The organism is Microbacterium sp., assembly GCF_031180975.1.
Lineage (GTDB): Bacteria > Actinomycetota > Actinomycetes > Actinomycetales > Microbacteriaceae > Microbacterium.
On record NZ_JAPSLI010000003.1, the window covers coordinates 228,395 to 253,339 of the forward strand.

Below are 24,945 nucleotides of genomic sequence, written 5' to 3' on the forward strand. Positions count from 1 at the left end.
ATGGCCACTGAAGAAACCCTCGTCCTCGTCAAGCCGGACGGCGTCGCACGCGGCCTGACCGGCGCCATCCTCGCCCGCATCGAGGCCAAGGGCTACGCCCTCGTCGACATCCGTCTGGTCGAGCCCGACCGCGACCTGCTCGCCGCGCACTACGCCGAGCACGAGGGCAAGCCGTTCTACGAGCCGCTCATCGAGTTCATGATGTCGGGACCCTCGGTCGCGATCCGCCTCGCCGGCAACCGCGTCATCGAGGGCTTCCGCTCGCTCGCAGGCACCACCGACCCGACCACCGCCGCCCCCGGCACCATCCGCGGCGACTTCGGCCGCGACTGGGGTCTCAAGGTGCAGCAGAACCTCGTGCACGGCTCGGACAGCCCGGAGTCGGCCGCCCGCGAGCTCGGCATCTGGTTCGCCTGATCCGGCGTCGGGTCGCCGGCGTCAGAACACGAGGCCGGCGACCTCGCCGAGCAGATCGAGCCCGGCCAGCTGCGCCATCGCCACGATGACCGCGTAGGCGAGGATCGTCGCCAGCGGCACCCAGACCATCATTCGTCCGGCCCGCTCGCGTGCGGCGGCCGAGCGCGCCAGTGTGCCGTTGCGCATGAGATGCACGACGGTCGCGAAGAAGGTCGGGATCGTCACCGCCCACGTGGCCATGCACCACGGGCACAGCACCGCCAGCACGTAGATGCTCTGGCCGATGAGCCAGCACACGAATACGAACGCACCGCTCACACCCAGACCGAACAGGCCCCAGAACCACCGCGGGAACCGGGTTCCGGCGAGCACCGCGACGCCCATGACCAGCACGGCCATCCACCCCGTGACACCGAGGATCGGGTTGGGGAAGCCGAACACCTCGCCCTGCCACGAACCGAGGTTCTTGTCGCACTGCAGCATGACGCTGACGAAGCAGCTGGTGGTCTCGCCGGGATTCTCCAGCAGGAAGAACTTCTCGAGGGTGAGCTGGAACGCCGCCCACCAGCCCACCACCGCCGCCACGACGAGCCAGATCCCATAGCCGACGTGACGAGTGCGCTGCGTGGTCATGGCGCGATTATGCCAACGGAATCTATGCGGCTCTGGTGAGGTGCGACCCGCGCGCCGCGGGGCGGATGCCGCGCCGGAGGCGACGAGGTGCGATAATGGCAGGAGATGCCGTCGTGACGTGTCGCGACACGCATCGATCAGACTTCGGGGCCGGACGCCCCATGCGGTCACGGCCACTGAGCAGACCGCAGGCCGATTGAGTTCGCGGTCGCAGTTTCACCGCACGAGTTTTCGCGGAGCACACGATGCCCGCGCAGGGAGCTAGCCAGAGATGGCCGATGAGAACGATGACAACAACACCCCGACCCTCGACGCGACTCCGGAGCACCCGGTAGTCGAGCAGGACGCCGCACCGGCGCCTGTCGCCGAGGCCGAGCAGCCCGAGACCGAGCAGCCTGCGGGCCAGCAGTCCGACGCGGCACAGCCTGCTGAACAGCAGGAGCTCGCGGCCGCCGAGGCGACGGCCGATGAGACCCGCGGCGACGAGCCGGAAACAGCGGCACCGGCATCCGAACCGTCGACTGAGCCGGATCAGTCGGCCGAGCCCGAGCCCGAGCCCGAGCCGGCACCCGAGCCCGAATCCGAACCCGAGCCGGCACCCGCGTCGGAGCAGCCGATCGACTCCGAGCAGGCCGAGCCGCAGCCGGTCACCGCAGTGAGCCTGGGCCTCCTCCCCGAGGTGTTCGTCTCGAAGGTGTCCACCCAGCTGCACTTCTACGCACCCGAGATCGTGCCGCTGCCGGCACGCACCCGTCGTGACCAGGACGACGAGGACGATCGGGGCGCCTCCGGTCGCCGCGGTCGCCGCCGTCGCGGTGGCGATGACGACGTCCGGGACGAGCCCCGACAGCGTCAGCGCACCGTCGAGTACATCACCGAGCCGAAGGCGATCAAGGGCTCCACGCGCCTCGAGGCGAAGAAGCAGCGCCGTCGCGACGGCCGCGACGCCGGCCGTCGCCGTCCGGTGGTCACCGAGGCCGAGTTCCTGGCCCGCCGCGAGGCGGTCGACCGCATGATGGTCGTCCGCTCGAAGAACGGCCGCACCCAGATCGGCGTGCTCGAGGACAACGTGCTCGTCGAGCACTACGTCGCGCGCAACCAGGACGCCTCCCTCATCGGCAACGTGTACCTCGGCCGAGTGCAGAACGTGCTTCCCAGCATGGAGGCGGCGTTCGTCGACATCGGCCGCGGCCGCAACGCCGTGCTGTACTCCGGCGAGGTGGACTGGGACGGTGTGGAGACCGGCAACCAGCCGCGGCGCATCGAACTCGCCCTCAAGCCCGGCGACCGCGTGCTCGTGCAGGTCACCAAGGACCCGGTCGGTCACAAGGGTGCCCGTCTGACCAGCCAGATCTCCCTCCCCGGCCGCTACCTGGTGTACGTGCCCGGCGGGTCGATGAACGGCATCTCCCGCAAGCTCCCAGACAACGAGCGCGCGCGCCTCAAGCGCATCCTCAAGGAGGTGCTGCCGGAATCCTCCGGCGTCATCGTGCGCACCGCCGCCGAGGGTGCCACCGAGGAGCAGCTGACCCGCGACGTGCAGCGCCTCACCGCCCAGTGGGAGCACATCCAGAAGCAGGTGCAGTCGCAGCAGGCTCCCGCGCTGCTGCACGCCGAGCCCGACCTGCTGGTCAAGATCGTCCGTGACGTCTTCAACGAGGACTTCACGAAGATGCTCATCCAGGGCGACGATGCGCAGCGCACCATCCGCGCCTACCTCGAGAGCGTCGCCCCCGACCTGCTCGAGCGCGTCGAGACGTACACTGACGAGGTCGACCCGTTCGACGCGTTCCGCATCACCGAGCAGATCGAGAAGGCCCTCGATCGCAAGGTGTGGCTGCCCTCGGGCGGCTCGCTGGTCATCGACCGCACCGAGGCGATGACCGTCGTGGACGTCAACACCGGCAAGTTCGTCGGCTCCGGCGGAAACCTCGAGGAGACCGTCACCAAGAACAACCTCGAAGCGGCGGAGGAGATCGTCCGCCAGCTGCGGCTGCGAGACATCGGCGGCATCATCGTCGTCGACTTCATCGACATGGTGCTGGAGTCCAACCGCGACCTCGTGCTGCGTCGTCTCGTCGAGTGCCTCAGCCGCGACCGCACCAAGCACCAGGTCGCCGAGGTCACCTCGCTCGGGCTCGTGCAGATGACCCGCAAGAAGCTCGGCCTCGGGCTGCTGGAGACGTTCAGCGAGCCGTGCGAGGTGTGCGCGGGCCGCGGTGTCATCGTGCACCACGACCCGGTCGTCAAGCACCGCAACGGCGGCTCCTCCGGCGGTCAGCGCCGCCCGCGCGGCAATGGCGCGCCGCCGGTCGCCCCGCAGACGCCGGCACCCGTGAACGGGGTCACCCACAGCATCCCCGAGGGGGCGAAGACCGCCCTCGCGCAGATCGCCGCCTCCACGATCCTCCCGACCGCCGGCGAGCCCGCGGTCACGGTTGAGGCGCCCGAACCCGAGCGCCCCAAGAAGGCGCGCAAGAAGCGCGGCGACCGCAGGGCACCCAAGACCGAGGCCGAGCAGCTGCTCGACTCCGTGCTCGACGCGCTACCCGAGCCGAAGGCCCCCGGCCAGGGGCGCAACCGCCGGCGCGTGTCCACCGCGGCGCTCACCGGCACCCCGATCGTCCGCCCGGAGCAGTCCGTGCCGGTCACCGGACCGCTGACCGAGTCAGAGCGGGCGGCGACGCTCCCTGGCCTTGACGCGGAGTCCTGAGCCGATCAGACGCCTGACCAGCTCCTTGCCGCCGACGTGCTCAGCGCCGGCGGCAAGGAGCGCCGGCAGCATGTCCGCCGGAACGTCGTAATGATCCCGATCGAACGCGCGCGCCGGGACGTTCTGCGCGGCCGCGAACGCGTGCAGCTCGTCCAGGCTGGTGTCGCTCACCAGATGCGCCCACAGCCGGCCGTGCGCGGGCCACAGCGGATCGTCGACGAGAACGGCCATGCCGCGATCTTAGGCGGGAGCCGTGTCGCTTTGCGGCATCGCCCCGCATCCGGTAAAGTTGTCCTTTGGTGCGCGACCCCTGTCGTCCCGTCGGTCGGGCAGGAGAAGCCTTGCGTCCGCACCCGTCGCCCCGCGACGACGCAAGCAACAGTCTTCCCGTGAGATTCCCGGAGCCGACGTGCTCCCCAACGAAACAGGTATGAAGTGGTTTACGCAGTAGTGCGCGCCGGTGGCCGGCAGGAGAAGGTCGAGGTCGGCACGATCGTTCAGCTCGACCGTGTTCAGGCTGCCCAGGGCGAGAAGATCGAGCTTCCCGCCGTGCTTCTCGTCGACGGTGCCACGGTGACCACCGACGCCGACAAGCTGGCGAAGGTCAAGGTCACCGCCGAGGTCCTCGGCGACCTCCGCGGCCCGAAGATCATCATCCAGAAGTACAAGAACAAGACCGGCTACAAGAAGCGTCAGGGCCACCGCCAGGAGCTCACGCGCGTCAAGATCACCGGCATCAAGTAAGCACGGAAGAGGCCCCAGGACATGGCACACAAAAAGGGAGCGAGCTCGACCCGCAACGGTCGTGACTCCAATGCACAGCGACTCGGCGTGAAGCGCTTCGGCGGCCAGACCGTCAACGCCGGCGAGATCCTCGTCCGTCAGCGCGGCACGCACTTCCACCCCGGCGTGAACGTCGGCCGTGGTGGCGATGACACCCTGTTCGCCCTGGAGTCCGGCGCAGTGCAGTTCGGCACCAAGGGCGGCCGCAAGGTCGTCAACATCGTCGCTGCCGCGCAGTAAGCACAGCAGCATCCGGACGGGGCGGGCTTCGGCTCGCCCCGTCCGCGTATCCGCGTCACACTCAGAAACCGAGGAAACCCCCGCATGGTCACGTTCGTCGACACCGTCACGCTTCACCTGCGTGCGGGCAAGGGCGGCAACGGCTGCGTCTCGGTGCGCCGCGAGAAGTTCAAGCCGCTCGGCGGTCCCGACGGCGGCAACGGCGGTGACGGCGGTGACATCATCCTCGTCGCCGACCCGCAGGTGACGACGCTGCTGTCGTACCACCACTCACCGCACCGCTCGGCAGGCAACGGGGGGCCGGGCGCCGGCGACCTCCGCGCCGGAGCGGCGGGGGAGGACCTCGAGCTTCCCGTGCCGGTCGGCACGGTCGTCAAGGACCCGTCCGGCGACGTGCTGCACGACATGGTCGTGCCCGGGGAGCGCATCGTGATCGCGCCGGGTGGACGCGGCGGCCTCGGCAACGCGGCGCTGGCCTCGCCCAAGCGCAAGGCTCCCGGGTTCGCACTGCTGGGCACACCCGGATTCGAGGGCGACGTCGTCCTGGAACTGAAGACAGTCGCCGACGTGGCCCTGGTCGGGTTCCCGTCAGCGGGCAAGTCGAGCCTCATCGCGGCGATGTCCGCCGCGCGCCCCAAGATCGCGGACTACCCGTTCACCACCCTGCATCCCAACCTCGGCGTGGTGCAGGCCGGTGACAGCCGCTACACCGTCGCCGACGTACCCGGACTCATCGAGGGGGCGAGCGAGGGTCGCGGGCTCGGCCTGGACTTCCTGCGCCACGTCGAGCGCTGCTCGGCGCTGCTGCACGTGCTCGACTGCGCGACGCTCGAGCCCGGTCGCGACCCGCTGTCGGACCTGGATGTCATCCTCGGCGAACTCGCCGCCTACCAGGTGCCCGAGGGGCAGACGCCGCTGCTGGAGCGGCCGCAGCTCGTGGCGCTGAACAAGATCGACGTCCCGGAGGCGCGCGAGCTGGCCGAGATGGTCCGCCCCGATCTCGTGGCACGCGGGTTCCGCGTGTTCGAGATCTCCACAGTGTCCCGCGAGGGCCTGCGCCCGCTGAGCTTCGCGCTCGCGGAGCTGGTCGACGCGCACCGCGCGGAGGTCGCCGTCGAGCAGCCCCGCGAGCGGATCGTCATCCGCACCAGGGGCGCCGAGGCCGAGTTCACCATCCGGGTCGAGGGCGGGACATACGGCAACGTGTACCGCATCCTGGGCGAGAAGCCGGTGCGCTGGGTGCAGCAGACCGACTTCCAGAACGAGGAGGCAGTGGGCTACCTCGCCGACCGCCTGGAGCGCCTCGGCGTCGAGGACGCGCTGTTCCGTGCCGGAGCGACCCCCGGCTCGACCGTCGTGATCGGCGAGGGCGACGGCGTGGTCTTCGACTGGGAGCCGTCGATCGCGTCCGCGGCCGAACTCGCCACGGCGCCGCGCGGCACCGACCCGCGCTTCGACCGCAGCACGCGCCGTACCACGAGCGAGCGTCGCGAGCGCTATCACGAGCGGATGGATGCCAAGGCCGCGGCCCGCGAGGAGCTGGAGGCACAGCGACGCGCAGCGCGGGAGGACACCGAATGACGGCACGGACACGCGCGGACCTCGCCACGGCGGAGCGCATCGTCGTGAAGGTGGGCTCCTCGTCGATCAGCGGCGAGTCGTCGTGGCGGATCCCGATGATCGTGCAGGCGCTGTCCACCGCCCATCGACGGGGAGCCGAGATCGTGCTCGTGTCGTCGGGGGCCATCGCCACCGGCATCCCGTTCCTCGATCTCGAGGCGCGACCCACCGATCTCGCGACCCAGCAGGCGGCCGCTGCGGTCGGGCAGAACGTGCTCGTGTTCCGCTACCAAGAGGCGCTGCGTCCGTTCGGCATCGTCGCCGGCCAGGTGCTGCTCACCACCGGCGACCTCGAGAACGCCACTTCGCGCAGCAATGCCCGCCGCGCCATGGAGCGGCTGCTGTCGCTGCGAATCCTGCCGATCGTGAACGAGAACGACACGGTCGCGACGCAGGAGATCCGCTTCGGTGACAACGACCGGTTGGCGGCGCTGGTCGCGCAGCTGCTGCGCGCCGATGCACTGGTGCTGCTCAGCGACATCGAGTCGCTGTACACCAAACCGCCCACCGACCCGTCCGCCGAGCCCATCGACGTCATCCGGGCCGACGCCGACCTGGCCGGACTCGAGTTCGGCGCCACCGTGGTCAACAGCGTCGGCACCGGGGGAGCCGCCACCAAGGTCTCCGCCGCGCGGATGGCGGCGGCCTCCGGCATCGGCGTGCTGGTGACCAGCGCCGACCTCGTGGGCAAGGCTCTGGAGGGAGCCGAGATCGGCACCTGGTTCGAGCCCGGCGACGTCCGCTGACCCGCGTCACGGCGGGCGCCGCCCGCACCGCGGCTCGATACACTGACCGGATGAGCATTCCGACCGCCGACGCCGTGGACACCGCCCAGGACCGCCTGGTCAGGGCGAAGGACGCCGCCCGCGAGGTGGCCCGACTGACCAGCAGCGCCAAGGCCGACGCGCTCGAGGCCATCGCCGTCGCGATCGAGCGGAACGCCGCTCGCATCATCGCCGCCAACGACGCCGACATCGAGCGCGGCCGTCGTGACGAGATCGGTGACGCTCTCATCGACCGTCTGCGGCTCGACGACAAGCGCGTCGCCGCCCTGGCATCCGCGGTGCGCGACGTCGCCGCCCTCCCCGACCCGATCGGCCGGGTGGTCGGCGGTCACCGGATGCCGAACGGCGTCGCCCTGGAGCAGGTGCGCGTCCCGTTCGGCGTCGTCGGCGCCATCTACGAGGCCCGCCCGAACGTGACGGTCGACATCGCCGCACTGGCGCTGCGCGCCGGCAACGCGGTCGTTCTGCGCGGCGGCAGCGCGGCCCGGGAATCGAACACGGTGCTCGTGGCGGTGATGCGCGATGCACTGGCATCCGTCGGGGTGACCCCTGAGGCGATCCAGACCGTCGACGACTTCGGACGGGAGGGTGCGAAGGCGCTCATGCACGGACGCGGCTTCATCGACGTGCTCGTGCCGCGCGGCAGCGCCCAGCTCATCGAGACCGTCGTGACCGAGTCGACCGTGCCCGTCATCGAGACCGGCGCCGGGGTGGTGCACATCGTTCTCGACGAATCCGCGCCGATCGATTGGGCCCGTGACATCGTCGTGAACGCGAAGGTGCAGCGTCCCAGCGTGTGCAACGCCGTCGAGACCGTACTGGTGCTGCGGCAGGCCGCGCCCCAGCTGGTTCCGGTCGTGGCGAGCGCGCTGCAGAGCGAGGGCGTCGCGATCCACGGCGACGACATGGTCGCCGGGCTCGTGCCGAACGTCATCCCCGCCACCGAGGAGGACTGGGCGGCGGAATACCTCAGCATGGACGTCGCGATGAAGGTGGTGGACACGCTCGACGATGCGCTCGAGCACATCCGCAAGTACAGCACCGGGCACACCGAGTCGATCATCACCACCGACTCGCGGAACGCCGAGCGGTTCCTCGCGGAGGTCGATTCGGCGGTGGTGATGGCCAACGCGTCCACGCGGTTCACGGACGGCGGCGAGTTCGGCTTCGGCGCCGAGGTGGGCATCTCCACGCAGAAGCTGCACAGCCGCGGCCCAATGGGCCTCACCGAGCTGACCAGCACCAAATGGCTGGCGCGCGGTTCCGGTCAGATCCGCGGCTGAGGACTAGACTGGACAGGCGTTTGCTCGCACGGTCAGGAACGGAGTCAGGATGAACCTCGTCGCACAGCTTGCGATGGCAGCCGCGGAGGCTGAGCACCACGGGAACGTGGCGGCCGAGACGGTGATCTACGGGATCATCGCGGCGGCGATCTTCGCGGTGCTCGCCCTGGTGACGCTGTCCTACCGCAATGTCGCGAACCGTCACTCGGCGAAGGCGGAGGCCTGGGCCGACAAGCACGGCAAGGACGCTCACGGAGCGGGGCACGGCCACTAGGCTCGTATGCACTCCTCGACCGGTCGGGCACCGCGCATCGGCGTGATGGGTGGCACGTTCGACCCCATCCACAACGGTCACCTGGTCGCCGCGAGCGAGGTGGCGCACTCGTTCGACCTCGACGAGGTCGTGTTCGTGCCCACCGGTGAGCCGTGGCACAAGCAGAACGTGACACCCAGCGAGCACCGCTATCTCATGACGGTGATCGCGACGGCCTCCAACCCCGACTTCACGGTCAGCCGGGTCGACATCGACCGCGACGGCCCCACCTACACGATCGACACGCTGCGCGACCTGAAGAGGGAACGCCCCGACGCGGAGCTGTTCTTCATCACCGGTGCGGATGCCGTGGCGCAGATTCTCAGTTGGAGGGACCATGATGAACTGTGGGACCTCGCCCACTTCGTCGCGGTCTCCCGCCCCGGCCACGTGCTGAGCACGGACGGACTGCCCACCGAGGACGTCAGCCAGCTGGAGGTGCCGGCGCTGGCGATCTCGTCGACGAACTGCCGGGAGCGAGTGGAGTCTGGGGAGCCGGTCTGGTACCTCGTCCCCGACGGCGTCGTCCAGTACATCGCGAAGCATCATCTGTATCGGAGCAAGGCATGAGCACATCGGATCAGAACGGACACATGCAGCTCACGCGCAAGCAGCTGCGTGAGCTCCGCCTGACCGGTTCGACGCCGGTCATCAGCGAACAGGAGGCCTCGGATGCCGCCGCGCAGCAGCCCGCACCGGTGCTGCCGCGGCCCGCGGAGCCGGCCCCGGTTGCCCCGGCACCTGCCGCGACGTTCCCCGCGGATCACCCGGTGGACGCCAACGGCGTCCCGCTGACGAGACGGCAGATCCGCGAACTCGAGCGCCTGCGCGAAGCCGGTCAGGCCGGCACGCAGCATCCGACGCCGTCCACCGCCGGGCCGGATGCCGTCGAGCAGCCGCCGGCCGAGAAGCCCGGGGGGAAGTCGCCGGCCGAGAAGCTTGCGGAGCCCGAGCTCGTGTCGGAGGTGCCGACCTTCGCGCCGGCGCCGGCTGTCGCGCCGACCTGGGCCGATGCCGACGCTCCCGAGGCGCCCGCGCCGGAGCCCGCCGCCGCGCAGACGGGGGGAGAGTCCGTCGAGGATGAGGCATCCGCAGACACCGCGCCCACGAAGGTGCCCACCGGCCCGGAAGAGGCACCCGCGGACGAGCCCGCCCAGCGGCCGATGGTGGGCGAGGCGTTCGGTCTCGGCGTCAAGCGGAACCCCCAGCCGCCCGCGATCCCGGCGCTCTTCGACGACCTCATCGAAGGCGACTCGGCGGGGTCGCACCGCACGCCCACCGCACTGATCTACACCCACGCCCCGGGTGTGGGATCGCTGTCCGGTCCGGTGGCCTCCACCGGCGAACTGCTCATCACCGGCAGCTACGAGCTGCCAGAGGGGCTCGGGTCGCAGGGGCACGCTCTGGGCACCACCGACGGCAAGGACATCGACGCCGTGCTCATCGACGGCGAGCTCGCGCCGTCGTCGTCGCCGACCCCGATCGCCGCGAGTTCAGCCATCAGCACCTCCCGGCCGGCCGGTGAGGTCATCCGGCCCCCGGCGCCCGAGAAGGGCAACCGTCTCATGCTCACCCTGGCGATCGTCGCCGGAGGCCTCGCCATCGCGCTGGCCGCCGTACTGATCGTCGCCTTCACCACGAACGTCTTTGGATGATGCAATCACCTGATACAGCAGTCGACATGCTCCAGATCGCCGCGGACGCGGCGGCATCCAAGGGCGGCGAGGATCTCATCGCCCTCAACGTGTCGGGGCCGCTCCCGCTCGTGGACATCTTCCTCCTCGTCACGGGGAACAGCGAGCGCAACGTCGCCGCCATCGCCGACGAGGTGGAGGACAAGCTCATCGAGGCCGGCCACAAGCGGGTGCGCCGCGAAGGCCGCGCCGAGGCGCGCTGGGTGCTGCTGGACTTCGGCGACCTCATCGTGCACGTCTTCCACGCCGAAGAGCGGGTCTACTACGGCCTGGAGCGGCTGTGGAAGGACTGCCCGATCGTACCGATCGAGACATCCGGCCCCGCAGCAGGCTCGATCAGCGGCTGACGCCTCACCGCGGGTTCCGCGTCTTGCGGCGCGTGCGGCGCTCTCGTGGGAGCCGAACGCAGGTTCCGGGCGCTTCGTACCGGACTTAGGCTCCCACGCTAGTCGCGGCGGGTGCCCACCCCGGGGGTGTCGTTCGTCTCCGAGAGGTCCGGGATGGCGGCCTCGTCGTCCGGGTCGACCTGGACGGCATCCGCCGCGCCGGAATCCGCTCCCGCGCCGCCGGCTGGAACATCCTCGACCGCGTCCACGGCGTCCTCGTTGCCCGCCGCGATGCGGTCGGCGTCGGCGCTGTCGATCAGGTCAGGGTCGGCGTCCTCGTCGAGCACGGTCTCCCCGTCGACCTCACGCGTGGGCACCGGCTGCTGCTCGTCGTCGGTGTCATCCGGGTCGGGCAGGAAGTTGGGGGTGGGGTTGCTCATGATCGGCTCCTTCCGGTCGTCCGCCCACGCTAGGGCGGCGGCCCCCGGCGCGCGACGCCGTTGACGCGGTCGCGGGGGAGCGCTAGCGTCGCTCGGATCCCGAGCGTGCGACGCCGGACGATCCGCAGTACGAGATCAAGAGCGCAACGTGCTCGCGAACGTCCCGAAGCATCGGGGCCGATGGTCGCGTCGATCATCCGCACGATCTTCACGCAGCCCGACACGGAACACGTATTCGCGCAGTTCCACGAGGTCGTCCGGATGCTGACACGCCCGCATCCGAGGATCGCCGATGTGCTCGAGGGCGCGAGAGGCGAGGCGCAGGAGCGCTGCGGTGTTCGGGAACGTGCCGAGGACGTCGGTGACCACCGCTACCTCAGCGAACACTCCATGAAGCTCCTGCACGAACTGAACGCGGCCTACTCACAGAAGCTGATCCCGCACGGTGTCGAGAAACTCCGGCCACACAGCGGGACGTCACCCATCGGCAGCACGGTGCGTTCTCTGCGAGAAGCAGGAGTCTTCAGCAGCTACGGGCCCGAGTTCGGTTGAGCCGCATCCTCCACAGGTCGGGCCGCGATCCTCTCGTGCGCGAATGTGCGGTAGAGCTGCTGAACGGTCGGCGGTTCAGGCAAGACCTCTCGCCCGGTCTGAATGGCGTCGATGGACAATGTGGCGACCCTTCTCCAAGCATTGGGCGCCGTGTGTCGTGTGGCATTGGCCACGCCGGCTATTGCCAGCAGGAGCAAGGCCACATCCTGGTGAACGAAATCGGGGCGCAGTCGACCAGTCGCGCGTGCGCGTTCAACAAGCTCAGGTAACAGACTGCCGGCGCGTCTCTGCTCACGCATGAACTCCGGGACATCGGGGAAGCTCATGGTCAGCACATCCGTGAATGCGCAGTCACCAGCCTGCATCTCGAACGCCGTCTCGAGGTACGCGCGGAATCCACGCCATCCCTCCGGGTCATCCAGGGCGCGCTCAATGGCGGCGACGTACAACGCCATCTTCTCGGCGTACGCCGCTGCTATCAGTCGACTGCGTGTGGGGAACCGCCGGAAGAGCGTCGCGATGTTGACGCCCGCGCGACGCGCTACTTCGTTCATGGACGCGGACGAGCCGGACTCTGCGAAAACCTCGCGGGCGGCAGCAACGACCGCCTCGCGGTTGCGCTCTGCGTCGGCACGCAGCACCGGAGTGCTCTTACGGGGTTTGTCGCTCATGTGTCCATCCTATCCGAAACGCAATACCCACTTCACTTCCGTGGTACGCTGAGTCAAGTCAAGTACCCACTGCGTTTCTACCCGAGAGGTTCATCATGTCGTCATCGATTCCGGACGCCACTCACGCCACTCCTGCTGTCGCCGAGCGCGTTGCCGCCTACCAGGGCGTCAAGACGAACAAGGACGTTGCCGCGACGGTCGGCTACTTCTCGCGTGACCTCACCACCTATTCCGACGCGGTGCTGGGCTGGAAGCTTCCGAGCGCCGAAGCGGTGAACGGCCTGTTCTCGCAGTACATGCCGAACTGGGGCGAGGGTCGTTCGTACGCGAAGAAGGTCATCGGCGACGAGAACGGTGCGGTCGTGTTCGTCACGAACACCCCCGAGCTGTTCGGCTCCGAGATCCAGACCATCTCGACCATCGACTTTCGGGACGGCAAGATCGCCCGATTCGTGGACTACTGGGATGGTCGGGCGTTCGGCGCAGAACTCGCCGCACAGCTGCGTGTCCCCGCGGCCGAATTCCCCGACACGTTCGGCGAGGAGCTGCTGACCAGCTCCGCGTCCGCCGAGCTGGCATCGACCATCGACGCGCTCCACGACACCCTCACCGCTAATACTGCCGAATCCCTGTCGGGTCTGCTTCACCCGGATGTGCACTTCGAGGACTTCACACTCCGTATCAGCGTGCGCGGGCGCAAGGCCGTCAGCGAGTACCTCGCCACGGTCGCAAAGTCGCTCCCTTACGGTGCAAGAGCACAGATGCGTCACACCGTCGGCGGCGACCTCGGCGGCGCTTACGAGTGGACCAACCCCTCGCACGCCGTCACCCGCGGGGTGACCGCGATCGAGCGCACGGACGGCCTCATCAGCGGCATCACCGCGGTCTGGGACGGCACCATGGCCGACGACGACACCATCGTCGCGCTCATGACCGCGGCGCGGGCATAACAGCACCCACACGGAAGAGCACACGCATGTTTCCCCAGAACCCGCACCCCGATTCCCTGAAGAAGCGCTCCCGCGACGAGCTCCTCCCCCCGGACACCCGGATGGGTGCCGTCGAGCTGCTGGTGCGGGATCTTGACCTGATGCTCCGGTACTACTCGGAGGCGGTGTCGCTCGACGTGCTCGAACACGTCGGCGACACCGCCGCCCTAGGATTGCGCGACCAGAAAGTCATGACGCTCCGGCAGGAGAAGAACCTTCCCCGCGCCGACCGCCGACAGGCGGGCCTGTTCCACACCGCAATCGTGTTCGACACCCCGGAAGCCCTCGCCGCATCCGTCGCTTCGACCGCGTCGAAGGTGCCGGGGAGCTTCACCGGCAGCGCGGACCACATCTTCAGCGAGGCGTTCTACTTCGACGACCCCGAGGGCAACGGTGTGGAGCTCTACACCGACCGGCCGCGCGACGCATGGCTTCGCGAATCCTCCGGGATGTACGCGCTCGCCTCGAATCCGCTTGATCCGAACAGCTACCTGCGACAGCACCTACCCCCGGCGCCCGCCTCGTTCCGGGGAAACCTCGGACACGTGCACCTCCAGGTCGGCGACATCGCCACCGCCCGCGACTTCTACGCCGGCATCCTCGGCTTCGAAGTCACCGGAGAAATGGACGTCGCCCTGTTCGTCTCCGCCGGCGGCTACCACCACCACATCGGGATGAACACCTTCAACAGCTTGGGAGCAGGGCCCCGCGCGGCCGCACTCGGGCTGGGGCGCGTCGATATCGACGTGCCCACCCCCGAGGATGTCGCAGCTCTCCAATCCCGGTTGAAGGATCACCGGATCGCCACCCGCCACGACGGCCGAACGCTCTCCTTCGAAGACCCCTGGAACACCACGATTCACGTCACTGCGGCTGAGTCGCACCGCTCCTAAACCTGGCAAGTCGGCTGAACCGCCCGGGGTGTCCGGACACCCCGGGCGGTTCACCGCACCCGCGCGAGCCTGCAAGCGATCAACGGTCGACTCCACACGTTGGAAACCCCACCTACGACAAGGCCAAGGTCGCGCTTACGCGATCCTCGGGCTCCTCAGCGACATCGGCGACGCCTACGCCAAGGCCGAACCGTCGGAGCGGAGGATGCTGAACCGGATGCTGTTCGACCCCACCACCATCGAACGTTCAACTTTATGGTGGACCTGAGGGGACTCGAACCCCTGACCCCCTGCATGCCATGCAGGTGCGCTACCAGCTGCGCCACAGGCCCAGACGCTGCTCCGTAGAAGCCCGAAGCAACCTGACAAGAGTACAACAGCAACCCAGGGCGACGCCAATCGGCGCCGGTCGCCCGGGCGTGTCAGGAACATCCCGGCGCTCGCGTGCGTTGAGCCTGGCGTGGACATCCTGGAGAGCGTGGTGATCGGAGCCGGTCAGGCCGGACTCTCCTCGTCGTACCACCTGAGCCGTCTCGGCATTCGTCACGTCGTGCTCGACGCCGACGCGCGGCCGGGCGGCGCGTGGCAGCACCGCTGGGACGCCCTGACCATGCGCGACGTGCACGGTGTCGCCGAGCTGCCCGGCGCCCTTCCGCCGGCCCGCACCGACGCCAGGGCGAACCAGGTCGTCCCCGCCTACTTCGCCGACTACGAGCGCGCGCACGACCTGCCGGTGATCCGGCCGGTCGACGTCGAACTCGTCACCGACGACGACGGCATCCTCGTCGTGCACGCGCCGCAAGGGCGGTGGCGCACGCGCACCCTCGTCAACGCGACCGGCACCTGGACCCGACCGTTCCTCCCGCGCTACCCCGGTCAGGAGACGTTCCTCGGCGAACAGCTGCACACCGTCGACTACCCGGGACCCGAGCACTTCCGCGGACGCCGCGTGCTCGTCGTCGGCGGGGGAGCGTCGGCAGTGCAGTTCCTCGGCGCGCTCGCCCCGTTGACCGACACCCTGTGGGTGACCCGCCGCGAGCCGATCTGGCGTGACGACGACTTCACACCCGAGGCCGGCGCCGCCGCGGTCGCCCTCGTCGAGCAACGGGTCGCTCAGGGCCTTCCGCCGCAGAGCGTGGTGAGCGTCACCGGGCTGATGCTGCGGCCGCAGGAGCAGGAGGCCGCCCGCCTCGGCGCCTACGCCGCCCGGCGCCCGATGTTCTCCCGCATCGAGCCGCACGGCGTGCGCTGGGACGACGGCACCTTCGAGCCCGTCGACGTCATCCTGTGGGCCACCGGGTTCCGACCCGCGATCGCGCATCTCGCCCCGCTGCGACTGCGCAGCGCATCCGGCGGCATCCAGCTCGATCGCGGCGGCCGGGGGACCACCGCGGTGAAGGATCCGCGCATCCAGCTCGTCGGATACGGGCCGTCCGCCAGCACGATCGGGGCTAACCGCGCCGGCCGCACCGCCGCGACGGGCGTGCGCCGCTACCTGTCCGACGAGGCCCGGGCGCTGTCGGCCTAGTCGTCGGTCCCCACGCCGGCAAGCTGCTTCGCCTTGGCGAGCACCTCTTCGACCATCGCCGGCGTGAGCCGGCCGGTGAAAGTGTTCTGCTGGCTGACGTGGAAGCAGCCCAGCACGTCCAGCATCCGTCCGTCGCGGTGCGCGATCCGCACCCGCGCGCCGTGGCCGAACCGCGGGCGCGGCCGGGGGACCAGCCAGCCGGCATCCATCAGCGACGCCATCAGCGCCTGCCAGCCGAATCCGCCCAGCACGACCACCACCCGCACCGTGCCGCCGAGCAGTTCCAGTTCGCGCGCCAGGAACGGCGCGCACCTGTGACGCTCGTCGGGCGTCGGCTTGTTCGCCGGCGGCGCGCAGCGCACCGGGGCGCTGATGCGCGTGCCGTACAGCTCCAGCCCGTCGTCGCGCCACACGGCGACAGGGCGGGACGCCAGACCGACAGCGTGCATCGCGGCGTACAGCACCTCGCCGCTGCGGTCGCCGGTGAACATCCGCCCGGTTCGGTTCGCGCCGTGCGCGGCGGGCGCCAGCCCGACGATGAGGATCGACGCGTCGTGCGGTCCGAACCCCGGCACCGGGCGGCCCCAGTACTCCTGGTCGCGGAACGCCGCCCGTTTCACGCGGGCGACCTCCTCGCGCCACGCCACCAGGCGCGGGCACGCCCGGCACGTCGTGACCAGCGCGTCCAGTTCGTCGAGATCGACCACCGCGGCGGCGTCGAGCGGCGCCTGCTCCGGTGGATGCCGGAACGGGACGCCTCCTGCTGCCTGCTCGGATGCCATCACGGCCATGTCACCACGTAGGCCGGGCCCGCGCAATCCGGGCGGGCGTCCGGCCTGCCGACTTAGGCTGGACGGTATGCCCCGCACTCGTCGCCTGCTCGCCGTGCTCGCCGCGGCGATCGTGCTGACGACCACCGCCTGTTCCGCACCTGCGGAACCGGCGCCCACGCGGACGGCCGCCGAGCGCTCCACCGCGTCGCCGACCCCGAGCCCGACCCCGACGGATCCCGCCGTGGATGCCGTGCAGCGGATGAGCACCGCCCAGCAGGCCGCGACCGTCGTCATGGGACACATCCCGACCGCGGACCCGTCCGCGCTCCGCAAGTACATGTCCGCCGGGCTCGGCGGCTTCATCCTGATGGGATCCAACGTCCCGGCGACCCCGGAGCAGCTGCGCACGGTCACGCAGGCACTGGTGGTCGACGACGCGCTGCCGCCGCTGATCGCCGTCGACCAGGAGGGCGGCGACGTGTCCCGGCTCGGCTGGGACGAATTGCCTGCCGGGCGCACGCTGAAGAGTCGTCCCGCCGCGGAGACCCGTGCCGCGTTCACCGCCCGCGGAAAGCTGCTCGCCGACACCGGGATCACCGTCAACTTCGGAATCGTCGCCGACATCCCGCGGGACGCGTCGTCGTTCATCCACCGTCGCGCGCTCGGCACCGACCCCGCCGCATCCGCTGAACGCGTGACGGCCGCGGTTCAGGCCGAGGCGCCGTTCGTGGCCTCCACGCTCAAGCACTTCCCCGGCCACGGGGCCGCCCCGGGCGACTCGCACCACGGCATCCCCTCCACAGCCGAGACCCTCGAGCAGTGGCGCAACAGCGACGCACTGCCCTTCGTCGCCGGCATCGAGGCGGGGGCGCCCGTGCTCATGTTCGGCCACCTGGCGTACACCGCCGTCGACAGCGCGCCCGCCTCGCTCTCGGCGCGCTGGCACCAGATCGCCCGCGACGAGCTCGGCTTCGACGGGGTGGTCATCACCGACGACCTGGGCATGCTGGGCTCCTCCGGCGTCGACGTCTACCGCGACCCGGTCCGCAACGCGGTGACGGCGCTGACCGCCGGATCCGACATGGTGCTGATGATCGCGGGCTCCACCCCCGACACGGCGGGGCAGATGGTGGACGGGATCGTGCGGGCCGTGGCCGACGGCACGCTGCCCGCCGAGCGCCTCCAGGAGGCCGCCGAACGCGTGGTGCGGTTGCGGATGCAGCTCGCTACGCGCTGAGCGCCGGCGCGCCCAGCCAGGCCTGCAGCATCCGCTCCCGCAGGGCGGAACCGCGCTCGGCGAACGCGCGCTGGCGGCGGACGTACTCGGCCTTGCCCTCGGCGGTCTCGATGCGCACCGGACGTACACCCCACGCGGACAGGTCGTAGGGGGCGGCTTCCATGTCCAGCTGACGGATGTCGCGGGCGAGCTCGAACGCGTCCAGCAGCAGCTCACCGGGGATCAGCGGCCCCAGCTTCATCGCCCACTTGTAGATATCCATGCCGGCGTGCAGGCACCCCGGTTGCTCCAGCAGAAGCTGCGTCTCTCTGGTCGGTGCGAGACGGTTGCGCGGCACCGCGTCCGCGGTGAAGAAGCGGAAGGCGTCGAAGTGTGTGCAGCGCAGCTCGTGCGACTCGACGACGGCATCCGTCCCGGCCTGGCCGAGTCGCAGCGGCACCGGATGCCGGTGCTCGTCCGCCCGGTACACCATCGCCCACTCGTGCAGGCCGAAGCAGCCGAACTGCCCCGGCCGGGATGCTGTGCGGCGCAGCATCCGCTCGATCAGCGCGGCCAACTCGGGCTTCTCGGCGGCGAAGGCGGCTGCGTCCGGGGCGACGGCGCCGTCGCCGACGGGCGAGTACCAGCGCCAGTCGGCGCGCTCGGCGGCGTCCTGCAGCGCGACTCCCGCGCCCGGATGCCAGCGACGCAGCCGCGACGGCTTGTACGAGTAGTACGTGAACAGGAAGTCCCACACCGGGTGCTTCTCGCCGCGCGCGGCCCGCTCGCGGTGCGCGGCGGTCAGTGCGTCCGCCCGCCGCTCGTGCGCGCGGGCGCGCTCCAACCACTCGGGGCGGGGGAGCGCGGAAGCGGGCACCAGTAGAGGATACGGCGGTCACGGGGCCTGGGGGCGACATGCCGCTCCGGCGTGACCTCGCGGCGGATCACTCCGAGTCGATCAGGCCCACCTCGCCGAGCCGCTCGCGCAACCCGGCGCCGTCCTCGGCGCTGACCCAGGGCACCTCGTCCGGTTCGTGGTCGACGGTGGCGCGGCCTCCGGCGAGCATCGCCTCGGCGGGCAGCAGACGCCGGATGGCGACGCCGGCCACCGACTGCGGATGCTCCTGCTGGAACTGCGAGTAGATCGCCTCGTCGTGCTGGCCGTCGTCGCCGATGAGCAGCCAGCGCACCTGCGGGAACTCGGTGGCGAGGCGCCGCAGGTTGGAGATCTTGTGGTCCCGTCCGCTGCGGAACCAGCGGTCGTGCGTGGGACCCCAGTCGGTGAGCAGCATCGAACCGGCCGGGAACAGGTGTCGGCTGAGGAAGCGCCGCAGCGTGGGCGCGACGTTCCAGGCGCCGGTGGACAGGTAGATCATCGGCGAGCCGGGGTGGTCGCGAGTGAGCTGCTCGAGCAGCACCGCCATGCCCGGCACCGGCGTCCTGGCGTGCTCGTCGACGACGAACGAGTTCCACGCGGCGATGAACGGCCGGGGCAGGGCGGTCACCATGACGGTATCGTCCACGTCGCACACCACGCCGAAGCGCACCTCGTCGCCGACGATGAACACGCTCGCCTCGACAGGGTCCTGACCCTCCACCGACATGGTGAAGGTCTGCCACCCGGCGGGCAGCTCCGCGTCGATGACGGTGTCGATGACGCCGCCGCGGTCGGCGACGACGTCGTGCGTGCGCCCGCCGATCTCGACCTGGACGGCGGCGTAGCTGACCGGGATGCTGACGAACGAGCGCCAGCCGCGCACGCCGGCGCGGTCGGCGGCACCGTCCTGCTGCGACGCCTTCCCGCGCCTGCCGCGCGGCTGCTTGCGGGGCGGAGGCACGATCAGCACCCGCCCGACGACGCGCACCCAGCCGGTTCCGCCGTAGCCGGGGAACGGGACGGCGGTCGCCGAACGTCCCCGTCGGCGGGCGCGGCGTTCGCGCCAGACGTGGATGCGGTGCTCGAGTCGAGCGAACCAGTGGATCTTGGCCGCAGAGGCTGGGGACATCGCGTCCAGTCTTTCACGCCTGGGCGGCGGGGTCATCCGACTCCGCCATGTGACGCTCCTCGCGGTGGGCGATGATCTTCTTCGCCACGAGCACCCCGGCCAGCAGCAGCAGGATGATCCCGACGAACAGGTAGCCGGCGTAGTGCGCGGTCTGCGACAGCTCCTTGTAGCCGCCCGCAGCCGCGGAGGCGATCCCGACGTAGATGCCCGACCACAGCACGCAGGCCGGGAGCGTCCAGGCCAGGAAGCGGCGGTAGCCGAACCCGCTCATCCCGACCGTGAGCGGGACGAGGGAGTGCAGGACGGGCAGGAAGCGGGACAGGAAGATCGCGATGCCGCCCCGCCGGCGCAGGTACAGCTCCGAGCGCACCCAGTGCCGTTCGCCGATGCGGCGTCCCAGCCAGGAGTGCCGGATATGCGGCCCCGCCCAGCGTCCGAGCCAGAACCCGATGGACTCGCCGATCAGCGCGCCGACGATCACCGTGACCGCCAGCAGCACCCCCTCCACCCACGAGCTCACGCCGAGGGAGGCCACAAGCACGACCGTGTCGCCCGGCACGAGCAGCCCGATGAGGATGCTCGTCTCGAGCATGATCGCGAGCCCGGCGAGCAGCGTCCGGACGACCGGATCGACCGACTGCACGATCTCGATCGCCCAGAGCACGAAGTCGTTCACCCGACGAGCGTACGACGGCAGCCACCCCGTACGCTGTGAAACGTGCCCGCTCCTCTCGCCGCCCGCCTCGTCCGCGGCTCGGCCGACGCGGAGGCGCTGTTCCTCGCCCTGTTCGGCGGGGCGCCGGCCGCGTTCTGGCTGGATGCCGGAACCGACGCGTCGGGGGGATGGAGCCTCCTCGGGGCGGGACGTCTGGAAGCCGATCCGGAGCGGGTCGCGGCGGTCTCGCTCACCGCCGCCGGGGACGCGGACGACGGCATCCCGTTCCGCGGCGGCTGGGTGGGATGGCTGGACTACGAAAGCGGAGCGGCGACGGTCGGGGCGCCCGTGGCAGGGTCCGCTCAGGGCACGGCCTGGATCGCTGTCGACCAGGCGATCGCGATCGACCACAGCACGGGGTCGGTGTGGGCGCTCGCCGCCGACGACGACCTCGACGACTGGCACCGTCGGGTCGTCGCCGCCCGGGACCACGGACAGCCCGAGCCGCGGCCCGCGGCATCCGTCTCGTCGGCGCGACCCCGTCACGGCGTCGACGACTACACCGCGCTGGTGCAGCGCTGCCGCGAGGCGATCCGCCGTGGCGACGCGTACCAGCTGTGCCTGACCACCCGTTTCACCGCTGACGCGCCCGACGATCCGTTCGAGGTGTACCGCCGGCTGCGCCGCGCCACGCCCGCGCACCATGGCGGTTTCCTGCGCATCGCCGACCGCTGCCTGCTCAGCGCGAGTCCCGAGCAGTTCCTCGAGGTGTCCGGGGGAATGGTGCGGACCAGCCCGATCAAGGGCACCCGCCCCCGCGGCGCGACGCCGGAAGAGGACGCTCGGCTCGCGGAGGAGCTGCGCGCCAGCGAGAAGGAGCGCGCGGAGAACGTCATGATCGTCGACCTCATGCGCAACGACCTGTCGCATGTCGGCGAACCCGGATCCGTGCTCGTGGAGCGGTTGTGGGCGGTGGAGTCGTATCCCGCCGTGCACCAGCTGGTGAGCACGGTGAGCGCCCGCCTGCGTGCCGGTGTCACGTTCGGAGAGCTGTGCGAGGCCGCCTTCCCGGCCGGGAGCATGACCGGGGCCCCGAAGCTGTCGGCGATGACGATCCTGCACGAGCTCGAGCAGGCGCCCCGCGGCGTGTATTCGGGATGTTTCGGCCACGTCGGGCTCGACGGTCGCGTGGATCTCGCCATGGTGATCCGCTCGATCGTCGTGGCCGACGGCGAGGCGTTCGTCGGCGCCGGTGGCGGGATCACCTGGTTGTCGGACCCGCACGCAGAGGCGGCCGAGGTCGCGACGAAGGCCCGCGCCCCGCTCGCGGCGCTGGGCGCGAGCCTTCCGGCATCCTGGGCCGGGCTCGACGGCTGACGGCCGGCGCCGCGACGGTGTCCGCGGTGGGTCAGTGCTCCGCGGCGAGCACGTGCGAATCGGTGCCCGGGTACACGAGGCCCTCGTGCCCGTCCTTCCACCGCACCAGGTACGGCGGCGCGCCGCCCTCCCCGCGGACCTCGACGATCTCCGCCTCACGGCGGGGGTCGGTGTCGGAATGTCCTTCCACGACCAGACGGTCGCCCACCTTCGCCTGCATCACGCTCACCTCCGAGACTCGACGAAACCGGTACATCTCCAGGGTGCAGCGGTTCCCGGTGCGGGACAAGGGCTGTTCGGCCGCTGACCGGCAGAGGCCGAGGACAAGACGCGATACCCTGGAATCTCCCGATTTTCCGGGCTGTTCCGCATCCGTAGATTGGCCGTTCCTTGTCCGAGCATCCGTCCGCATCCACCGTCGAGTCCGTCGAGCCGCTGTCCGCGCACGCCCTTCAGGACAAGTGGCAGCGGTACTGGGCCGAGAACGAGACGTTCCGCGCCGGCGGGGCCGATGACAACCGGCCGCGCAAGTACGTGCTGGCGATGTTCCCGTACCCCTCAGGCGACCTGCACATGGGCCACGCCGAGAACTACCTGTACAGCGACATCGTCGCCCGCTTCTGGCGCCACCGCGGCCACAACGTGCTCAACCCGATCGGGTGGGACTCGTTCGGCCTGCCCGCCGAGAACGCGGCCATCCGTCGCGGCGCGGACCCGCGCGAGTGGACCTACCAGAACATCGAGCAGCAGAAGGAGGGCTTCCGCGCCTACGGCGTCTCGTTCGACTGGAGCCGGGTGCTGCACACCTCCGACCCGGAGTACTACCGCTGGAACCAGTGGCTGTTCCTGAAGATGTACGAGCGCGGCCTGGCGTACCGCAAGAAGAGCCCGGTGAACTGGTGCCCGAATGACCAGACCGTGCTGGCGAACGAGCAGGTCGTCGACGGCCGTTGCGAGCGCTGCGGCGCCGAGGTCGTGAAGAAGAAGCTCACCCAGTGGTACTTCAAGATCACCGAGTACGCCGACCGGCTGCTGGACGACCTGAACCAGCTGGAGGGTCGCTGGCCGCACAAGGTGCTGCAGATGCAGCGCAACTGGATCGGCCGGTCGGTGGGCGCCGACGTCGACTTCCGCATCGAGGGCCGTGACGAGCCGGTGACCGTGTTCACCACGCGTCCCGACACGCTGCACGGCGCCACGTTCTTCGTCGTCGCACCGGACTCCGACCTGGCCGCCGAGCTGGCGGCGGACGCTCCTGCCGAGGTGCGCGAGCGCTTCCAGGACTACCTGGCGCAGGTGCAGAAGGAGACCGAGATCGACCGGCAGTCCACGGACCGCCCGAAGACCGGCGTGTTCCTGGAGCGCTACGCGGTCAATCCCGTGAACGGCGAGCGGATGCCGATCTGGGCGGCCGACTACGTGCTGGCCGACTACGGGCACGGCGCCGTGATGGCGGTGCCGGCGCACGACCAGCGCGACCTCGACTTCGCTCGCACGTTCGACCTGCCGATCAAGGTCGTGGTGGACACCACCGCTCCGGTCACCGGGGCGATCCCGGTCGTGGAGACGGATGCCGACGGCATCCCGGTGCAGACCGAAGGGCTCGACGACCTGCACCCGGCGAAGACCGGCATCGCCCTCACCGGCGAAGGCCGCATGATCAACTCCGGCGACCTGGACGGGCTGTCCAAGCGCAACGCCGTCGCACGCCAGATCGAGAAGCTGGAGCAGTCCGGGCTGGGCCGTGCCGCCAAGAACTACCGCCTCCGCGACTGGCTGATCTCGCGTCAGCGGTTCTGGGGTACGCCGATCCCGATGCTGCACACCGAGGACGGCCGGGTCGTGCCGGTCGCTGAGGAGCAGCTGCCGGTGCGCCTGCCGAGCGTCGAGGGCCTGGATCTGTCGCCGAAGGGTTCGTCTCCGCTGGGCGCCGCCGAGTCGTGGGTGCGCACCGTCGACCCGGCGACCGGAGACCCCGTGCTGCGCGACCCGGACACCATGGACACGTTCGTCGACAGCTCCTGGTACTACCTGCGGTTCCTGTCGCCGGCCAACGAAGCGGCGCCGTTCGACGCCGACGAGGCGCGCCGCTGGGCGCCGATCGACTCGTACATCGGCGGTGTGGAGCACGCGATCCTGCACCTGCTGTACGCGCGGTTCATCACCAAGGTGCTGTACGACATGGGCCTGGTCGATTTCACCGAGCCGTTCTCCAGCCTGATCAACCAGGGCATGGTGATCCTGAACGGCGCGAAGATGTCGAAGTCGAAGGGCAACCTGGTGCTGTTCCAGGAGGAGCTCGACGCGCACGGCGCCGACGCCCTGCGCGTGGGGCTGGCCTTCGCCGGGCCGGTGGAGGACGACAAGGACTGGGCCGACGTGTCGACCACGGGCGCGCAGAAGTTCCTGTCGCGTGCTCTGCGCGTGGCGGGAGAGGTGGCGAGTCCCGCCGACATCTCCTTCGACCGCGGGGATGCCGGACTGCGTCGCGTCACCCACCACCTGCTCGCCGACGCTCCCGGGCTGGTCGAACACACGAAGTTCAACGTGCTCGTCGCGCGCCTCATGGAGCTTGTCAACGCGATCCGCAAGACGATCGACACCGGTGCCGGTGCCGCCGACCCGGCCGTTCGCGAGGCCGCCGAGGCCGTCGCGGTGATGCTCGACCTCGTTGCCCCGCACACCGCCGAGGAGATGTGGGAGCTGCTCGGTCACGAGCCGTCGGTCGGGCTGGTCCCGTGGCCGGCGGCCGACCCGGCGCTGCTCGTCGAGGATTCGGTCACCTGCGCCGTGCAGGTGGGCGGCAAGGTGCGTGCCACGCTCGACGTGCCCGCCAAGATCGGTGACGCCGAGCTTGAGGCGCTGGCCCGCGGTGACGAGCGCGTGCAGCGTGCCCTGGACGGCAAGGAGATCGTGCGCGTGATCGTGCGAGCCCCGAAAATCGTCAACTTCGCCGTCAAGGGCTGAGTCGCACGCTCCTGCACATTTCCGGCGGCAGGACGAGTTCTCCACATTCCCCGTCCCGGCCGGTTCGGCGC

26 protein-coding genes, 1 tRNA gene and 1 pseudogene are annotated in these 24,945 nt (G+C 70.1%); 18 read left to right on the top strand and 10 right to left on the bottom strand.

Going from position 1 to position 24,945, the window contains the following annotated elements; genetic code table 11:
- Positions 1-417 carry a nucleoside-diphosphate kinase gene (gene ndk, locus RIF65_RS05870; protein WP_309066252.1) on the top strand — a complete coding sequence of 139 codons (417 nt, stop codon included), beginning with the start codon at positions 1-3 and terminating at the stop codon, positions 415-417.
- Positions 418-438: 21 nt separating this feature from the next.
- Here ndk and RIF65_RS05875 read toward each other — a convergent pair whose 3' ends face one another.
- Positions 439-1,050, bottom strand: coding sequence for a vitamin K epoxide reductase family protein (locus tag RIF65_RS05875; RefSeq protein WP_309066251.1), 612 nt, complete (start codon positions 1,048-1,050; stop codon positions 439-441).
- Positions 1,051-1,321: 271 nt separating this feature from the next.
- Here RIF65_RS05875 and RIF65_RS05880 point away from each other — a divergent pair, with 271 nt between their 5' ends.
- On the top strand, positions 1,322-3,763 hold the full coding sequence (locus RIF65_RS05880; protein ID WP_309066250.1) for an Rne/Rng family ribonuclease: 2,442 nt from the start codon (positions 1,322-1,324) through the stop codon (positions 3,761-3,763).
- On the opposite strand, the gene RIF65_RS05885 is transcribed toward RIF65_RS05880, so the two are convergent.
- Positions 3,719-3,994 (bottom strand): DUF4031 domain-containing protein, encoded by a 276-nt coding sequence (locus RIF65_RS05885; protein WP_309066249.1) that lies wholly within the window; start codon positions 3,992-3,994, stop codon positions 3,719-3,721. The genes RIF65_RS05880 and RIF65_RS05885 overlap by 45 nt on opposite strands.
- A gap of 204 nt (positions 3,995-4,198) precedes the next feature.
- Between RIF65_RS05885 and rplU the strand changes: the two genes are divergently transcribed.
- The 9 genes from rplU (at position 4,199) to rsfS (ending at position 10,828) form a co-directional block, all read left to right on the top strand.
- The gene (gene rplU, locus RIF65_RS05890; protein WP_193596249.1) at positions 4,199-4,507 is read left to right on the top strand and encodes a 50S ribosomal protein L21; all 309 of its coding nucleotides are present in this window, start codon (positions 4,199-4,201) and stop codon (positions 4,505-4,507) included.
- Positions 4,508-4,528: 21 nt separating this feature from the next.
- Positions 4,529-4,786, top strand: a complete 258-nt coding sequence (gene rpmA, locus RIF65_RS05895; protein ID WP_309066386.1) for a 50S ribosomal protein L27 — start codon at positions 4,529-4,531, stop codon at positions 4,784-4,786.
- 84 nt (positions 4,787-4,870) lie between these two features.
- Complete coding sequence (gene obgE / locus RIF65_RS05900) at positions 4,871-6,367, top strand: GTPase ObgE (protein ID WP_309066387.1); 1,497 nt, start codon at positions 4,871-4,873, stop codon at positions 6,365-6,367.
- Positions 6,364-7,152: a glutamate 5-kinase gene (proB, locus tag RIF65_RS05905; protein WP_309066388.1), complete on the top strand. Its 789-nt coding sequence runs from the start codon at positions 6,364-6,366 to the stop codon at positions 7,150-7,152. The genes obgE and proB overlap by 4 nt, the downstream gene beginning before the upstream one ends.
- A gap of 50 nt (positions 7,153-7,202) precedes the next feature.
- Positions 7,203-8,474: a glutamate-5-semialdehyde dehydrogenase gene (locus RIF65_RS05910; protein ID WP_309066389.1), complete on the top strand. Its 1,272-nt coding sequence runs from the start codon at positions 7,203-7,205 to the stop codon at positions 8,472-8,474.
- A gap of 49 nt (positions 8,475-8,523) precedes the next feature.
- Complete coding sequence (locus RIF65_RS05915; RefSeq protein ID WP_309066390.1) at positions 8,524-8,748, top strand: hypothetical protein; 225 nt, start codon at positions 8,524-8,526, stop codon at positions 8,746-8,748.
- Between the two features lie 6 nt (positions 8,749-8,754).
- Positions 8,755-9,357 (top strand): nicotinate-nucleotide adenylyltransferase, encoded by a 603-nt coding sequence (gene nadD / locus RIF65_RS05920; protein WP_309066391.1) that lies wholly within the window; start codon positions 8,755-8,757, stop codon positions 9,355-9,357.
- Positions 9,354-10,442 carry a hypothetical protein gene (locus RIF65_RS05925; RefSeq protein ID WP_309066392.1) on the top strand — a complete coding sequence of 363 codons (1,089 nt, stop codon included), beginning with the start codon at positions 9,354-9,356 and terminating at the stop codon, positions 10,440-10,442. The genes nadD and RIF65_RS05925 overlap by 4 nt, the downstream gene beginning before the upstream one ends.
- Positions 10,442-10,828, top strand: a complete 387-nt coding sequence (gene rsfS / locus RIF65_RS05930) for a ribosome silencing factor (RefSeq protein ID WP_309066393.1) — start codon at positions 10,442-10,444, stop codon at positions 10,826-10,828. The genes RIF65_RS05925 and rsfS overlap by 1 nt, the downstream gene beginning before the upstream one ends.
- A 98-nt stretch (positions 10,829-10,926) precedes the next feature.
- On the opposite strand, the gene RIF65_RS05935 is transcribed toward rsfS, so the two are convergent.
- The gene (locus tag RIF65_RS05935; RefSeq protein WP_309066394.1) at positions 10,927-11,247 is read right to left on the bottom strand and encodes a hypothetical protein; all 321 of its coding nucleotides are present in this window, start codon (positions 11,245-11,247) and stop codon (positions 10,927-10,929) included.
- 142 nt (positions 11,248-11,389) lie between these two features.
- Between RIF65_RS05935 and RIF65_RS15155 the strand changes: the two are divergent.
- A pseudogene (locus RIF65_RS15155) lies at positions 11,390-11,565 on the top strand (transposase); the annotation flags it as partial.
- 212 nt (positions 11,566-11,777) lie between these two features.
- On the opposite strand, the gene RIF65_RS05945 reads toward RIF65_RS15155, so the two are convergent.
- Complete coding sequence (locus RIF65_RS05945; RefSeq protein WP_309066396.1) at positions 11,778-12,470, bottom strand: TetR/AcrR family transcriptional regulator; 693 nt, start codon at positions 12,468-12,470, stop codon at positions 11,778-11,780.
- Between the two features lie 95 nt (positions 12,471-12,565).
- Here RIF65_RS05945 and RIF65_RS05950 point away from each other — a divergent pair, with 95 nt between their 5' ends.
- Entirely contained in the window at positions 12,566-13,420 is an 855-nt protein-coding gene (locus RIF65_RS05950) for a nuclear transport factor 2 family protein (RefSeq protein ID WP_309066397.1), read from the top strand.
- Positions 13,421-13,446: 26 nt separating this feature from the next.
- Complete coding sequence (locus RIF65_RS05955; RefSeq protein ID WP_309066398.1) at positions 13,447-14,352, top strand: VOC family protein; 906 nt, start codon at positions 13,447-13,449, stop codon at positions 14,350-14,352.
- A gap of 256 nt (positions 14,353-14,608) precedes the next feature.
- Here RIF65_RS05955 and RIF65_RS05960 read toward each other — a convergent pair.
- A tRNA-Ala gene (locus RIF65_RS05960) sits at positions 14,609-14,684 on the bottom strand.
- A 128-nt stretch (positions 14,685-14,812) separates the two neighbouring features.
- Here RIF65_RS05960 and RIF65_RS05965 point away from each other — a divergent pair.
- Positions 14,813-15,880 (top strand): NAD(P)-binding domain-containing protein, encoded by a 1,068-nt coding sequence (locus RIF65_RS05965; RefSeq protein WP_309066399.1) that lies wholly within the window; start codon positions 14,813-14,815, stop codon positions 15,878-15,880.
- Here RIF65_RS05965 and RIF65_RS05970 read toward each other — a convergent pair.
- Complete coding sequence (locus tag RIF65_RS05970; RefSeq protein WP_309066400.1) at positions 15,877-16,662, bottom strand: uracil-DNA glycosylase; 786 nt, start codon at positions 16,660-16,662, stop codon at positions 15,877-15,879. The genes RIF65_RS05965 and RIF65_RS05970 overlap by 4 nt on opposite strands.
- A gap of 76 nt (positions 16,663-16,738) precedes the next feature.
- Between RIF65_RS05970 and RIF65_RS05975 the strand changes: the two genes are divergently transcribed.
- On the top strand, positions 16,739-17,890 hold the full coding sequence (locus RIF65_RS05975) for a glycoside hydrolase family 3 N-terminal domain-containing protein (RefSeq protein WP_309066401.1): 1,152 nt from the start codon (positions 16,739-16,741) through the stop codon (positions 17,888-17,890).
- On the opposite strand, the gene RIF65_RS05980 is transcribed toward RIF65_RS05975, so the two are convergent.
- The 3 genes from RIF65_RS05980 to RIF65_RS05990 form a co-directional block, all read right to left on the bottom strand.
- Positions 17,880-18,746: a 3-methyladenine DNA glycosylase gene (locus tag RIF65_RS05980; RefSeq protein WP_309066402.1), complete on the bottom strand. Its 867-nt coding sequence runs from the start codon at positions 18,744-18,746 to the stop codon at positions 17,880-17,882. The two genes, RIF65_RS05975 and RIF65_RS05980, sit on opposite strands and share 11 nt — an antisense overlap.
- Before the next feature lie 67 nt (positions 18,747-18,813).
- Entirely contained in the window at positions 18,814-19,875 is a 1,062-nt protein-coding gene (locus RIF65_RS05985; protein WP_309066403.1) for an App1 family protein, read from the bottom strand.
- Positions 19,876-19,888: 13 nt separating this feature from the next.
- Positions 19,889-20,551, bottom strand: coding sequence for a DedA family protein (locus RIF65_RS05990; RefSeq protein WP_309066404.1), 663 nt, complete (start codon positions 20,549-20,551; stop codon positions 19,889-19,891).
- Positions 20,552-20,593: 42 nt separating this feature from the next.
- Here RIF65_RS05990 and pabB point away from each other — a divergent pair, with 42 nt between their 5' ends.
- A complete protein-coding gene (pabB, locus tag RIF65_RS05995; protein ID WP_309066405.1) occupies positions 20,594-21,907 on the top strand; it encodes an aminodeoxychorismate synthase component I in 1,314 nt (437 codons plus the stop codon).
- Between the two features lie 31 nt (positions 21,908-21,938).
- On the opposite strand, the gene RIF65_RS06000 is transcribed toward pabB, so the two are convergent.
- A complete protein-coding gene (locus RIF65_RS06000; RefSeq protein WP_309066501.1) occupies positions 21,939-22,127 on the bottom strand; it encodes a DUF1918 domain-containing protein in 189 nt (62 codons plus the stop codon).
- Between the two features lie 170 nt (positions 22,128-22,297).
- On the opposite strand from RIF65_RS06000, the gene leuS reads away from it, so the two are divergent.
- Positions 22,298-24,874 (top strand): leucine--tRNA ligase, encoded by a 2,577-nt coding sequence (gene leuS / locus RIF65_RS06005; protein WP_309066406.1) that lies wholly within the window; start codon positions 22,298-22,300, stop codon positions 24,872-24,874.
- Positions 24,875-24,945 lie beyond the last annotated feature (71 nt).